The organism is Yoonia sp. 67-2 (assembly GCF_035117555.1).
In the GTDB taxonomy this organism is placed as follows: domain Bacteria; phylum Pseudomonadota; class Alphaproteobacteria; order Rhodobacterales; family Rhodobacteraceae; genus Yoonia.
Genome location: NZ_JAYKPK010000005.1, coordinates 216548 through 230269 on the forward strand (window position 1 = coordinate 216548; position 13722 = coordinate 230269).

The 13722-nt window shown below is 60.3% G+C and carries 13 protein-coding genes; 10 read left to right on the top strand and 3 right to left on the bottom strand.

Annotated elements, in window-relative coordinates:
- Positions 1-20: 20 nt before the first annotated feature.
- Both VOY09_RS10475 and VOY09_RS10480 read left to right on the top strand, forming a co-directional pair.
- Positions 21-353, top strand: coding sequence for a DUF952 domain-containing protein (locus VOY09_RS10475; protein WP_322895483.1), 333 nt, complete (start codon positions 21-23; stop codon positions 351-353).
- The gene (locus tag VOY09_RS10480) at positions 350-1402 is read left to right on the top strand and encodes a quinone-dependent dihydroorotate dehydrogenase (RefSeq protein ID WP_322895409.1); all 1053 of its coding nucleotides are present in this window, start codon (positions 350-352) and stop codon (positions 1400-1402) included. The genes VOY09_RS10475 and VOY09_RS10480 overlap by 4 nt, the downstream gene beginning before the upstream one ends.
- On the opposite strand, the gene VOY09_RS10485 is transcribed toward VOY09_RS10480, so the two are convergent.
- From VOY09_RS10485 to VOY09_RS10495, 3 genes are read right to left on the bottom strand one after another with little or no spacing between them, the layout of a single operon-like run.
- Entirely contained in the window at positions 1379-2707 is a 1329-nt protein-coding gene (locus VOY09_RS10485) for an MATE family efflux transporter (protein WP_322895410.1), read from the bottom strand. The two genes, VOY09_RS10480 and VOY09_RS10485, sit on opposite strands and share 24 nt — an antisense overlap.
- Positions 2700-3194, bottom strand: coding sequence for a PaaI family thioesterase (locus VOY09_RS10490; RefSeq protein WP_322895411.1), 495 nt, complete (start codon positions 3192-3194; stop codon positions 2700-2702). Before VOY09_RS10490 ends, VOY09_RS10485 begins: the two co-directional genes overlap by 8 nt.
- The gene (locus VOY09_RS10495; RefSeq protein ID WP_322895412.1) at positions 3191-3631 is read right to left on the bottom strand and encodes a PaaI family thioesterase; all 441 of its coding nucleotides are present in this window, start codon (positions 3629-3631) and stop codon (positions 3191-3193) included. Before VOY09_RS10495 ends, VOY09_RS10490 begins: the two co-directional genes overlap by 4 nt.
- Positions 3632-3757: 126 nt before the next feature.
- Between VOY09_RS10495 and VOY09_RS10500 the strand changes: the two genes are divergently transcribed.
- The 8 genes from VOY09_RS10500 to VOY09_RS10535 all read left to right on the top strand — a co-directional run bounded on the left by VOY09_RS10500 (position 3758) and on the right by VOY09_RS10535 (position 13719).
- Positions 3758-4126: a MerR family DNA-binding transcriptional regulator gene (locus VOY09_RS10500; protein ID WP_322895413.1), complete on the top strand. Its 369-nt coding sequence runs from the start codon at positions 3758-3760 to the stop codon at positions 4124-4126.
- Positions 4127-4286: 160 nt separating this feature from the next.
- Positions 4287-4688: a MerR family DNA-binding transcriptional regulator gene (locus tag VOY09_RS10505; RefSeq protein ID WP_322895414.1), complete on the top strand. Its 402-nt coding sequence runs from the start codon at positions 4287-4289 to the stop codon at positions 4686-4688.
- A gap of 44 nt (positions 4689-4732) precedes the next feature.
- Positions 4733-6511: an acyl-CoA dehydrogenase C-terminal domain-containing protein gene (locus tag VOY09_RS10510; RefSeq protein WP_322895415.1), complete on the top strand. Its 1779-nt coding sequence runs from the start codon at positions 4733-4735 to the stop codon at positions 6509-6511.
- A 309-nt stretch (positions 6512-6820) separates the two neighbouring features.
- Entirely contained in the window at positions 6821-7456 is a 636-nt protein-coding gene (locus VOY09_RS10515; RefSeq protein ID WP_322895416.1) for a glutathione S-transferase, read from the top strand.
- A 12-nt stretch (positions 7457-7468) separates the two neighbouring features.
- A complete protein-coding gene (locus tag VOY09_RS10520; protein WP_322895417.1) occupies positions 7469-8680 on the top strand; it encodes an acetyl-CoA C-acetyltransferase in 1212 nt (403 codons plus the stop codon).
- A gap of 12 nt (positions 8681-8692) precedes the next feature.
- Complete coding sequence (locus tag VOY09_RS10525; RefSeq protein ID WP_322895418.1) at positions 8693-10891, top strand: 3-hydroxyacyl-CoA dehydrogenase NAD-binding domain-containing protein; 2199 nt, start codon at positions 8693-8695, stop codon at positions 10889-10891.
- A 99-nt stretch (positions 10892-10990) separates the two neighbouring features.
- Positions 10991-12619: an AMP-binding protein gene (locus tag VOY09_RS10530; RefSeq protein WP_322895419.1), complete on the top strand. Its 1629-nt coding sequence runs from the start codon at positions 10991-10993 to the stop codon at positions 12617-12619.
- Positions 12620-12702: 83 nt separating this feature from the next.
- Positions 12703-13719 (top strand): hypothetical protein, encoded by a 1017-nt coding sequence (locus VOY09_RS10535; RefSeq protein ID WP_322895420.1) that lies wholly within the window; start codon positions 12703-12705, stop codon positions 13717-13719.
- Positions 13720-13722: the final 3 nt, after the last annotated feature.

The following is a 13722-nucleotide window of genomic DNA, read 5'->3' on the forward strand; positions in this document are numbered from 1 at the left end:
GCAACCTGCATGACGGTTTCATGTTGATCTACAAAATATTCCGGGCCAGTGAATGGGCCGCTTTGCAGCGCGATGGCCGCAGTGCAGGCGCGCCTGTCGATCTGTCCGATGGCTATATCCATTTCTCGACCGCTGCGACGGTTGCGGAAACCACTGCGAAATATTTCGCAGGTGAAGACGGGCTTGTGCTGCTCGCGGTCGAGGCAGACAGGCTCATCCCGCTGAAATGGGAACCCGCCCGCGGTGGCGTGCTGTTTCCGCATCTTTACCGCGATCTGACGCTGGAAGACGTGGTCTGGGTCCGCGATCTGCCCTTGGTGGATGGTGTGCATGTGATGCCGGATCTGGCATGAAAGCGCTGGAACAGATCGGGCTCAAGGCCCTACGCCGGATTGATCCGGAAACCGCGCATGGCTTGGCATTGAAAGCCCTGCGCGCAGGCTTCGGACCAAAGAGCGGGCCATTCACCTCCCCGCGTCTGCGCTGTGATCTGGCCGGGCTGTCCTTGCCCAACCCCATCGGTCTTGCCGCGGGTTTCGACAAAAACGCCACCGCGATCGCACCCTTGTCCCGCAGCGGTTTCGGATTTCTGGAGGTCGGTGCCGCCACCCCCCGCCCGCAGGACGGCAATGCCAAACCCCGTCTGTTCCGCCTGACGCAGGACCGCGCCGCGATCAACCGTTTCGGGTTCAACAACGAGGGAATGCAGGCGATTGCAGGCAGGCTCGCCCAGCGCCCCAAGCACACCGTGATCGGGCTGAACCTTGGCGCGAACAAGGACAGTAGTGACAAAGCCGCCGATTTCGCCACGGTGCTGGCCAATTGTGGCGCTCATGTGGATTTCGCGACGGTCAATGTCTCTTCCCCCAACACCGAAAAGCTGCGCGATCTGCAAGGCAAGGCGGCGCTTTCTGCCCTGCTCGCCGGCGTGATGGAAACTCGCGCGGATATGGCCAGGCCCATCCCGATCTTCCTCAAAATCGCCCCGGACCTGAGCGCCGATGAAATCGCCGAGATTGCGGAAGTCGCCCAAGCCGCAGGTATCTCTGGCATCATCGCCACCAACACCACGCTGGATCGGACCGGATTGCACGGCCCGCATGCGGCGGAAACCGGGGGCCTGTCTGGCCAGCCATTGTTCGAAAAATCGACCCGCGTGCTGGCGCAACTCTCTGGCCTGACCGACTTGCCGATCATCGGCGTGGGTGGTGTCAGTAGTGCAGAGCAAGCCTATCAGAAAATCCGCGCCGGGGCGTCAGCGGTGCAGCTTTACACCGCACTCGTCTATGGCGGCTTGTCGTTGGTCGATGAAATAACCCGTGGGTTGGATGCCCTATTGCTGCGCGACGGTTTCGCCACGCTTGCCGATGCGGTCGGATCAGGTCGCGCGGATTGGACCTGAGGCAGCGGCCTCCAGCCCTGGATATTTCATACCAAGCGTCACGCCCCGCGCGACAAAGCTGATCAGCATCCCGATCCACAGCCCGTGATTGCCGTAAAGCGCCATCAAGGGAATCACGCTCGCGAAATACACAATCGCCGAGACAATCATCATATTGCGCATATCCGCCGTCCGCGTCGCGCCGATGAAAATGCCGTCCAGCATCCATGCCGCGACCCCCAACAGCGGGGCCGCAACCATATAGGGCAGAAAGATGCGGGCCATGTCCTGCACATCCGGGGCCGTGGTCATCAGGTCAATCACGACACCACCAAACAGCGCGAAACAGGCCGCCATCACCACACAACAGCCCAGCCCCCAGACGCTGGTCATCAGCGCCGCGCGCCGCAATGTCCCACGCGCCTGTGCGCCCAGCGCCTTGCCCACCAGCACCTCTGCCGCGAAGGCGAAACCGTCGAGCACGAAGCCGGTGAGATGCAGGAATTGCAGCAAGATCTGGTTGGCGGCCAAGGCAACATCACCGAAACCAGCACCATAGAACAGGAAGCTGACGAAAATCGCCTGCAACAGCACTGATCGGATCAGGATATCGCCATTCACCGCCGCCATGTGCCGCAGCCGGACCAGATCAAACACCCGCGCCACACTGCGCCACGCGGTCCCGGCGAATGCACCCCGGCAAAGCCACAGGCCAAGGATCAAGCCCGACCATTCCGCGATGAAGGTGGCCCACGCCACCCCGGCCACACCCCAGCCGAAACTGAGCACGAACAGCAGATCCAGCCCGATATTTGCGCCGTTCATCAACCCTTGGATCAACAGCACCCCGCGCGTGCGTTCCTGCGCAATCAGCCAGCCGGTGATGCCATAAAGCGCGATTGTGGCGGGGGCAGACCAGATCCGGATCGCCATATAGTCGCGGGCAAGGCTTTCGACCTCGGCACTCGCCGGCGCAATCAGAAACGCCCCGTTGAAGATAAGCACCTGTAGGGCAATCATCACCGCCCCGGCCCCCAGCCCGATCAGCAAAGCGCGCGACAGCAGGGCCTGCACTTCATCGCTGTCGCCTGCCCCGCTTGCCTGTGCTGCAAGACCCGTCGTGCCCATGCGCAGAAAGCCGAAAATCCAGTAAACAGCGGACAGGATCACCGCCCCCAGCCCCACAGCACCAATCGGGGCCGCCTGCCCCAATTGCCCGACAACACCGGTATCGACGAGACCCAGAATAGGCACCGTCGCATTCGCCAACACAATCGGCACCGCGATCCGTAACACGCGCCGATGTGAAAGCTGAATGTCAGCCATTGCGCGGGGGCATCAGGAAATGCCCCGTCGCCTGTGCAAACAGGCGCGACCGATTATCCTGCCATGTTTCCACATGGACAGAGGCATAGCGCCGCCCCGACCGGTTCACCCTCGCCCGCGCATAGGCGTCGCGCGGCAGGCCGGTGCGCAGATAATCGACTGTGAAATCAATCGTCTTGGGCAGGGTGATGGCAGGGGCATCCTCGGTCATCTTGCCCGCCTCCATATCTTCCCAGATCATCGCCCAGGTCAGTTCCATGATTGCCGTGACCTCTAGAAAAGCCGCCGTCGCCCCGCCATGCAGGGCGGGCAGCATCGGGTTGCCGATCAGCTTGTCCGCATAGGGCAGGATCGCGGTCAGTTCATCGCCGCGCCGGTCGATCTGGATGCCGAGGAATTGCATATAGGGCACGCGTGCCACCAGTTTCTGCAGCATCGCATCGCGGCGTTGCTTGATCACCTGCACGGGTTCGGGACGCTGGATCATGATTTCGGCCTTTCGATGGTAAAGGCCCCGGTGGCTGATGCCACAGGCCGGGCGGTATCACTGTCCATCGCTGTGGCGCGCACGAAAGCGACTGATCGCGTCACATGATAGCATTCCGCCACAGCGGTGATCCGGTCACCCGGCGTGGCCGGGCGCATGTAGTCAATCCGCAGATCCAGCGTCGCTGTCGCCAAAGGGGCCGCCGGATGCGCCATCACCGCCGCCCCGGCGCAAGTATCCATCAAGGCCGACACAGCCCCGCCATGAATGACGCCGGTATCCGGATCACCGATAAAACGCGCGTCGTAATCCATGGCAATCGTCGCACGGCCATCGCCGATCTCGGTCAATTGCATGCCCAAAGCCTGCGCATGCGGGATCGAGGCGATGAATTGCGCCGCAATCTTGTCACGGCGGGCGGCCTGATCATCGGACATGCTGTTACCCTTACTATGGACCTACCCCAAAGGGTTAGCGCCCATCGGCGGGCTTTGCAAACGTGATTGATCCCTGCATTGCCCCTGCCTATGGTAGCGGCTACGCTATGCACTTGGAGGAATGTCATGCCCAATCCGCGCCTGTCGTTCAAAGAGATGTGTGCCAAATTCGACGTCACTCCACGGACGTTGCGGTATTACGAATATATCGAATTGCTGACACCGGAAAAAGAAGGCCGGGCGCGATTCTATGGCCCGCGTGAACTGGCCCGGATGACGCTGATCCTGCGGGGCCGCCGCTTTGGCTTTGCACTTGAAGATATCCGACAATGGCTGCTGATCTATGAAAAAGAAGGCACCACAGCTCAGATGCATGAATGGGTGGCGCTGGCCGACCGCCAGATGGAAGAATTGCGTCAGCAACGCGCGCAGCTTGATGAAACCATGGCCGAATTGCAGCGCCTGCGCGACGATACTGCCAAAACCCTGGCCTGACCGCAGCCTTCGATAATTGCGCGAAACCCCATGCATTTTTGCTGACCTTTCGTCACCCGTTTTGTGACGTCACGTCATGTTTACGTTAACGTCACCTTTGCTTGTAAGGTTGGGACACGATCCGCACTTGCGATGGCATAGCCCCGCATGAGGAAACCCGATGATGACCGATGTAATGAATATACGCGATATGTGTGCCGCCTTTGACGTCACCCCACGCACCTTGCGTTTCTATGAGGCCAAGGAACTGCTGTTTCCGATCCGTCAGGGTCAGAAGCGCCTGTTCACCAAACGCGACCGCGCCCGGCTCAAACTGATCCTGCGCGGCAAGCGGTTTGGCTTCTCGCTCGAAGAAATCCGGCAATTGCTGGATCTTTATCACATGGATGACGGGCAAGAGACGCAATTGTCCAAAACCTACGAACTCGCCGAAAAGCATCTGGCGGATATGGAAGCCCAGAAAGCCGAATTGGACGAAGCCATCGGTGAGTTGAAAGCGCAGATGGAATGGGGCGCTGAAAAGCTCGCCCGCCTTGCCAAAGACAAATCGGTCGCCGCCTGACGCGGAGACCCATCCACACGACACGACCTTAGGGAGAGAGATCAATGCCAATTTACAATGCCCCCGTAAAAGATATCCAGTTTGTGCTGCACGATCTGTTGAAAGTCAGCGAACAGGATATTCCGGGGTTCGACGACCTCGACCGTGATTTCACCGCTGCCGTGGTGGAAGAGTCGGGCAAAGTCGCGACCGCCGTGCTGCACCCGCTGAACGTGGTCGGCGACAAGGAAGGCTGCGTGCTGGAAAACGGCGTTGTCCGCACCCCCACTGGCTTCAAAGATGCGTTCGAGCAGATGAAGGCCGGCGGCTGGACATCGATGGATTGTGACCCCGCATATGGCGGCCAAGGCCTGCCTTATGTGATGAACACCGCCGCACAGGAACCTTTCGTGTCCGCCAATATGGCCTTCAACATGTATCAGGGCCTAACGCATGGTGCCTATTCCGCGATCTATGCACATGGATCGGATGAGCAGAAACAAAAATATCTACCCAAGCTGACCACCTGCGAATGGACCGGCACGATGAACCTGACGGAACCGCATTGCGGCACCGATCTGGGCCTGATGCGCACCAAAGCCGTGCCGCAGGACGATGGCAGCTACAAGATCACCGGCCAGAAAATCTTTATCTCTTCGGGCGATCACGATCTGGCCGACAACATCATCCATCTGGTGCTGGCGAAAATTCAGGGCGGTCCTGACGGGATCAAAGGCGTGTCCTTGTTCATCGTCCCCAAGATCATGGTCAATGACGACGGCAGCCTTGGCGCGCGCAACGGCGTCAGCGTCGGCAAGATCGAAGAGAAAATGGGCATCCACGGCAATTCGACCTGCGTGATGAACTATGACGAAGCGACAGGTTTCCTGATCGGTGAAGAACACAAAGGCATGCGCGCCATGTTCACCATGATGAACGAAGCGCGTCTGGGTGTCGGCCTGCAAGGTTACGCGCAAGCCGAAAGCGCCTATCAGAACGCCGTCGCCTATGCCAATGACCGCCTGCAAGGGCGCGCTGTCACCGGTGCCGAAAACCCCAATGGCCCTGCCGATCCGCTGATCGTGCATCCTGATATCCGCCGCAACCTGATGGATCAGAAAAGCTTTGTCGAAGGTGCCCGCGCCTTCACCTATTGGGGCGCTTACCTGATCGACCGCGCGCATCGCAACAACGACAAAGACGCCGATGGCCTGATTTCCCTGATGACCCCCGTCGTCAAAGGTTTCCTGACCGACAAAGGCTTTGAATACGCCACTGCCGCGCAGCAGGTCTATGGCGGTCACGGCTATATCGAAGAATGGGGCATGTCCCAATACGCCCGCGACGCGCGTATCGCGATGATCTACGAAGGTGCCAACGGTATTCAGGCGCTGGATCTGGTGGGCCGCAAACTCGGCCTTGACGGCGGCAAGCACGTCATGGCGTTTTTTGAGATGATCAAAACCTTCATCAAGGAAAACGAAGGCAATGAAGCGCTGAACAAGGATTTCCTTGGCCCGCTGAAAGCCGCCTCCAAAGACCTGCAAGCCGCTGGCATGTATTTCATGCAAAATGGAATGAAGAACCCGAACCATGCGTTAGCAGGTTCTTATGATTTCATGCATATGATGGGGCATGTCTGCTTGGGCTTGATGTGGGCGCGGATGGCCAAAGCGGCAATGGAAGCCTTGGAAGCCGGTGCCTCTGACACCGAGTTCTATGAAACGAAGATCGCAACCGGGCGTTACTATATGGCGCGTCAACTGCCTGCGACCGGTATGCATCTCGCACGGATCAATACCGGTGCGGATACGGTTATGGCGCTGAAGGCGGCGAATTTCTAAGCCAAATGGCGGGTGCCGGGGAAAATACAGGCCCCGGCGCCTGCGGTCGGCAAAGACGCCTCCGGCGGGGGAGTATTTGGTACAAAGCGAAGGCAAGAGTCCCCCGAACCTGAGAGAGTTCCCCGCGTCCGGGGCGCAGCAACACAGGCCAGGGTCCTTTCGCTTTGTACGGTCATCGGCTCTCCAGCCTGTACCGTGCAGTAATCCTGCGCGTTATAGGTTAAGGAGCAATGAACAAAGCAAGGGCCCCCTCGCTTTGTTCCAAATACTCATCTGGCCCCGCAGGGCCAAAAGCAGAAAAGAGATTACATGCCCATGAAACTCCATTGCTTTGGCGAAAGCGGAAACGCCTACAAAGTCGCCCTGACCCTGACCCTGACCGATCAGGATTGGGAGCCGGTCTTTGTCGATTTTTTCAACGGTGCGACCCGCAACCCGGAATTCCGCGCGCTCAACGTCATGGGCGAGGTGCCGGTGCTGGAAGACGGCGATCTGGTGCTGACACAATCGGCGGTCATTCAGGATTACATCAGTTCCAAATCCGGCAAGCTCGGGGGCCGGTCCGCGGCTGAACGGCGCGAAGTGTTGCGCTGGATGTTTTTCGACAACCACAAGGTCAGCGGCATCGCCGGGCCCTTGCGGTTCAACCTGCATTTCCTGCCAGAGGCGAAACGCAATGCCCATGTGAATTCGTTTCTTGCCATGCGCCTCGCCTCGGCGCTCAAGGTAATAGAAACCCATCTGACCGGGCGCAACTGGCTGGCGGGCGAGGATATCACCATCGCCGATATCGCCTGTGCCGGATACCTTTTCTACACCGAAGAATTCACCTTCAACCGTGCGGATTATCCGCAGATCGACCGCTGGCTGGACGCAATCGCTGCCCGGCCCGGCTGGAAACACCCTTATGACATGATGCCGCGCGCCCTATCCGGCGCGGCCTGAACGGAGGAAAGAATGACCGAAGCCTATATCTATGACGCGATCCGCACGCCGCGCGGCAAAGGCCGCGCCGATGGCAGCCTGCACGAGGTGACATCCGCGCGCCTGTCCGCCGGTGTGCTGAACGCGCTGAAAGAGCGTAACAATCTCGAAGGCCACGCCGTCGAGGACGTGATCTGGGGCAACGTCACCCAAGTCGGCGAACAAGGCGGCTGCCTTGCACGCACGGCGGTGCTGGCGTCCGATCTGGATCAATCCATCCCCGGCCTTGCGATCAACCGTTTCTGCGCAAGCGGGATGGAGGCTGTGAACCTTGCCGCGAACCAAGTGCGCGGCGGGGCAGGCCAAGCGTATATCGCCGGTGGGGTAGAGATGATGGGCCGCGTGGCGATGGGGTCGGACGGTGCGGCGATTGCCGTTGATCCGTCGATTGCGATGGACAGTTACTTCGTCCCGCAAGGCATTTCCGCCGATATCATCGCGACCGAATACGGTTTCAGCCGCGATGACGCAGACCAGCTTGCCGTCGAAAGCCAGCGCCGCGCCAAGGCCGCTTGGGATGACAAACGTTTCGCCAAATCCATCGTCACCGTGCGTGATATCAACGGCTTGGCCATTCTGGACCATGACGAATACATGCGGCCAGAGACGAACATGCAGACCCTCGGGTCACTCAACCCCGCATTTCAGGCGATGGGCGAGGTGATGCCCGGTTTCGACAAGATCGCGCTGATGAAATATCCGCATCTCGAGCGGATCAACCACATCCACCATGCGGGCAATTCATCGGGTATCGTGGATGGTGCCGCAGGCGTCTTGGTCGCGTCGAAAGAATGGGGCGAGGCGATGGGCCTGAAACCCCGTGCTGTGATCCGCGCCACCGCCAAGATCGGCACCGATCCCACCATCATGCTGACCGGCCCCGTGCCCGTGACCGAGAAAATCCTGCGTGACAGCGGCATGTCGATCAGCGACATCGACCTGTTCGAAGTGAACGAAGCCTTCGCATCCGTCGTGCTGCGTTTCATGCAGGCTTTTGATGTCGATCATGACAAGGTCAACGTGAACGGCGGGTCCATCGCCATGGGTCACCCGCTGGGTGCCACAGGCGCGATCATCATCGGCACTTTGCTGGATGAGTTGGAGCGCACCGGCAAATCCACCGGCCTTGCGACGCTGTGCATCGCATCCGGCATGGGTGCGGCCACAATCATTGAACGCGTGTAAGGGGGGATCAAGATGACTGATTTCACAAGCAAAACAGATGCCGATGGCGTGGCCATCATCACCTGGGACACTGTCGGCAAATCGATGAACGTGATGAACCAGCAAGGGTTCACCGATCTGGACGCGCTGATTGATCAGGCGCTCGCCGACGATGCCGTGAAGGGCATCATCATTACCTCGGGCAAGGAAGGCTCCTTTGCCGGTGGCATGGACCTGAACATCATCGCGCGCATGAAAGACAGCGCAGGCGACGATCCGGCACGCGGGTTGTTCGACGGCGTCATGGCAATGCACGGCGTGCTGCGCAAGATCGAACGCGCGGGCATGGACCCCAAGACCAACAAAGGCGGCAAACCGATTGCTGCCGCCCTGCCCGGCACGGCGCTTGGCATCGGCCTTGAAATCCCGCTCGCCTGTCACCGGATCTTTGCTGCCGATAACCCCAGGGCGAAAATCGGCCTGCCGGAAATTCAGGTCGGCATCTTTCCGGGTGCCGGTGGCACCACGCGGCTGGCCCGCAAACTAGGCGCCATGGGCGCATCGCCGCTGTTGCTGGAAGGTAAGCTGAACGACCCGCAAGCTGCCAAGCGCGCTGGCGTGATCGATGAGGTCGTGCCAGCGGACGAGTTGATCTCTGCCGCCAAGGCATGGGTGCTGTCCGGCCCGTCGATCGTGAAACCATGGGATGAAAAAGGCTATAAAATGCCCGGCGGCGCGCCTTATCACCCCGCCGGCTTCATGACCTTCGTGGGTGCATCCGCCATGGTCAACGGCAAGACGATGGGCGTCTACCCTGCCGCTAAGGCCTTGCTCTCTGCCGTCTACGAAGGTGCTTTGGTCCCATTTGACACCGCGCTGAAGATCGAGGCGCGCTGGTTCACCAATGTCCTGATGAACCCAAGCTCATCCGCCATGATCCGCAGCCTGTTCATCAACAAGGAAGCCTTGGAAAAAGGGGCCAACCGCCCCGATGCGCCCGATCAAAAGGTCAAACAGGTCGGCGTGATCGGCGCAGGCATGATGGGGGCTGGTATCGCGCTGGTCTCGGCCCTCGCGGGCATCAAAGTCGTGCTGATCGACGCCAAACAGGAAGCCGCCGACAAAGGCAAATCCTATACCGCCGATTACATGGATAAAGGCATCGCGCGCAAAAAGGCGACCGAGGACAAGAAAACCGCCGTTCTGGGCCTGATCAACGCAACCACCGATTATGATGCGTTGAAAGACTGCGATCTGATTGTGGAGGCGGTGTTTGAGGATACCTCCGTCAAGGCCGAGGTCACCAAAAAGGTGCAAGCCGTCACCGGCCCCGATTGCATCTTTGCCACCAACACTTCCACCCTGCCGATCACCGAACTGGCGAAAGCCAGCAATGATCCGGCGAAATTCATCGGCATCCATTTCTTTTCCCCCGTGGACAAGATGCTGCTGGTGGAAATCATCAAAGGCAAGCAAACCAGTGATGTCGCGGTCGCCAAAGCGCTCGATTTCGTGCGCCAGATCCGCAAGACGCCGATTGTGGTCAATGACGCGCGGTTCTTCTACGCCAACCGCTGCATCATTCCTTACATCAACGAAGGCATCCGCATGGTGAAGGAAGGGGTCTCCCCCGCCCTGATCGAAAATGCCGCCAAACTGGTCGGCATGCCGCTGGGTCCGCTGCAATTGGTCGATGAAACCAGCATCGACCTTGGCGTGAAAATCGCCAAGGCGACCCGCGCCGCGATGGGCGACGATTACCCCGATGGTGAGGTGGACGAGGTACTGTTCTGGATGGCCGATCAGGACCGTATGGGCCGCAAATCCAACGCCGGTTTCTATGCCTATGATGACAAAGGCAAACGTCAGGGCCTGTGGGACGGTCTGACCGCGCAATACCCTGTTGCGGACGACCAACCCGATCTGGTCACCGTCCAGCACCGCCTGCTCTTCGCGCAAGTGCTGGAGGCCGTGCGCGCATTGGAAGACGGCGTGCTGACCGACATCCGCGAAGGCGATGTGGGTGCCATCCTTGGCTGGGGCTTTGCGCCTTGGTCGGGTGGGCCGTTCAGCTGGCTGGACATCATCGGCGCGCCTTATGCGGCGGAACGCTGTGATCAGCTGACCGAACAGTTTGGCGACAGGTTCAAAACACCGGACCTGCTGCGTGACATGGCCGATAAAGGCCATGAATTTTACAAACGCTTTGACAAAACCGCCAAAGCCGCCTGACGACAATGGGCGCATCCCTGATCGGGGATGCGCCTATAATTCTGCTTCCCAAGTCACCCGCCCACAGCAATTCTCACCCGACACGGGGGAGGATCACAGATGGGCTGGATGCGCGACGAAACGGGCCTTGGCAAATGTGCCGCCAACCATGTGCCGCTGACGCCCCTGTCGCATCTGCAACGCGCCGCAAGGATTTTTGCGGGTCACGACGCGCTGATCTATGGCAGCACCCGCTGGACCTATGCGCAATATCACAGGCGGGTGTCGCAACTCGCCTCTGCCTTGGTCAAGGCGGGTGTGCAACCGGGCGATGTTGTCGCCACCCTGCTGCCCAATATCCCCGCGCAGTCCGAGGCGACATTCGCCGTCCCCGCCTGTGCGGCTGTGCTGAACACGATCAACATCCGGCTCGACGCTGACACAATCGCCTATATCCTCGACCACGGCGAAGCAAAGGTGCTGCTGGTGGACAGCCAGTTCCTGCCACAAGCCCTTGCCGCGATGGAGCGGATGGATGGGCCTGCCCCCCTGCTGATCGAAGTCCCCGATGATCAGGCCGGGGTCCACGCCACCGGCAGCGGCCAGTTATACGAGGATTTTCTGGCCACCGGCGATCCTGATTTCCCATGGATCATGCCGAAAGACGAATGGGAAAGCCTTGCGCTGAATTATACTTCCGGCACCACCGGGCGGCCCAAAGGGGTCGTCTACCATCATCGCGGCTCCTATCTGATCACGCTCGGCAATGCGGTGAAATGGCAGATGCCGCTTTTCGCGCGCTACCTGCAGATCGTGCCGCTGTTTCATTGCAACGGCTGGAACCACACATGGATGCTGCCCGCGCTGGGGGCCGCCGCGATCTGCAGTCGTGATATCACGGCAAAGGCAATCTATGCCGCCATCGCCGATCACGGGGCCACGCATTTCGGCGGCGCGCCGATCGTGCTGAACCTGCTGGTCAATGCCAAACCAGAGGATCGCCGCGCCTTTGACCATATCGTCAACGTCTTCACCGCAGGCGCACCGCCTGCCCCCGCGACCCTGTCTGCCATCGGCAAACTGGGGTTTCATGTCACCCAAGTCTACGGCCTGACCGAAACCTACGGCCATGTGACTGAGTGTATCTGGGACCCGGCATGGGATGCCCTGCCAGAGGATGAACAAGCCGGGATCAAAGCCCGGCAAGGTGTCGGATCGCCGGTGATGGAGGATGTCACCATCATGGATGACGATATGACCCCGGTGCCGCATGACGGCACAACGCAGGGCGAGATCGTCATGCGCGGCAATGCGGTGATGAAAGGCTATCTGAAGAACCCCGCAGCCACCGAAAAAGCCTTCGCCGGTGGCTATTTCCATTCCGAAGACCTCGCCGTCCAGCACCAAGGCGGGGCGATGCAAATCGTCGACCGCGCCAAGGATATCATCATCTCGGGCGGCGAAAACATCAGCTCGGTCGAGGTTGAGGCGGCGCTGATGCATCACCCTGCCGTCAACCTCTGCGCCGTTGTCGCCCAGCCGGATGACAAATGGGGCGAAACGCCCTGCGCCTTTGTCGAATTGAAAGACGGCGCCACCGCGACCGAGGCAGAGATCATTGCCTTTGTCCGCGACCGTCTTGCCGGGTTCAAATGCCCCAAACGGGTGCTGTTTCAGGACCTGCCCAAAACCGCGACTGGCAAGATCCAGAAATACGAACTTCGCCAGATGCTGCGGCATGGCGGATAGGCGGGCGTTTTCACCCCCGCCCTTTCGCGCATGACAACATCTGCCAGCCAGCGTAAGGTGGCAAAAAAGGGCAGATTGGGCAGATGACAGCTCTTGATCGATATGTGCGGTTGGAAAGCGACGGGCTCTGGCGGCCCGGCCCGGATGAACAGCGCCGGCAGGTCACGATATCCTTTGGCGACGCCACTTTGGTGATCGCCGATGGTGCGGCGCGGCCTTTGGCGCATTGGTCCTTGCCTGCGCTGATCCGGCTGAACACAGGCGAGCGTCCCGCCCTTTACGCCCCCGATGACGAAGCCAGTGAAGAACTGGAAATCGCCGATGATATCATGATCGACGCGATTGAAGAGGTGCGCAAAGCCTTGGCCAAATCACGCCCGCAGCCCGGCAAGCTGCGCCATTGGATCACCGCGGGGGTGATTGTGCTGGCCGTGGCTCTGGCCGTGTTCTGGTTGCCCGGCGCGCTGATGCGCCAGACTTTGGCGGTGCTGCCAACCTCGAAACGGGTCGAGATCGGGGCGACGATGCTGGCCCATATCCAGACCAAAACCGGGCAGGTCTGCCGCGATACCACCGCGCAGGATGCCGCAGGCAAACTCGCCGCGCGGATCTTTGGCGCGGGCACGGCGCTGAATATTGTCGTGGTGCCCGATCTGCCGCAAGGCGCGCTGGCGGTGCCGGGTGGGTTGATCGTGCTGGATGCCGGGCTGTTGCAGGCCGCCGATGACCCCGCAGCCGTGGCCGGTTTCGTACTGGCCAGCCGCGCGGCGATTGGCAACGGCGACACGCTGGAACCTGTGCTGCAAGAGGCAGGCCTTGCCGCGACCTTCGGCCTGCTGACCACCGGCGATCTGCCGCGCGAGGTGGTGCAACGCCATGCCGATGACCGCCTTGCCAACCCCGCGCCCGACGCCAGTATCAGCGACCTGCGGCAGGCCTTTGCCGCCGCCGACCTGCCCTATCGCCCCTACCTGACCCTTGCCGCCGCGCGCAATGTGACGCCGCCCGATCTGGGGCAGGACCCGCTGGACGGCCAGGCCACGCCGCCGATCATGACCGACAGCGAATGGATCAGCCTGCAGAATATCTGCAACAATTAGGCG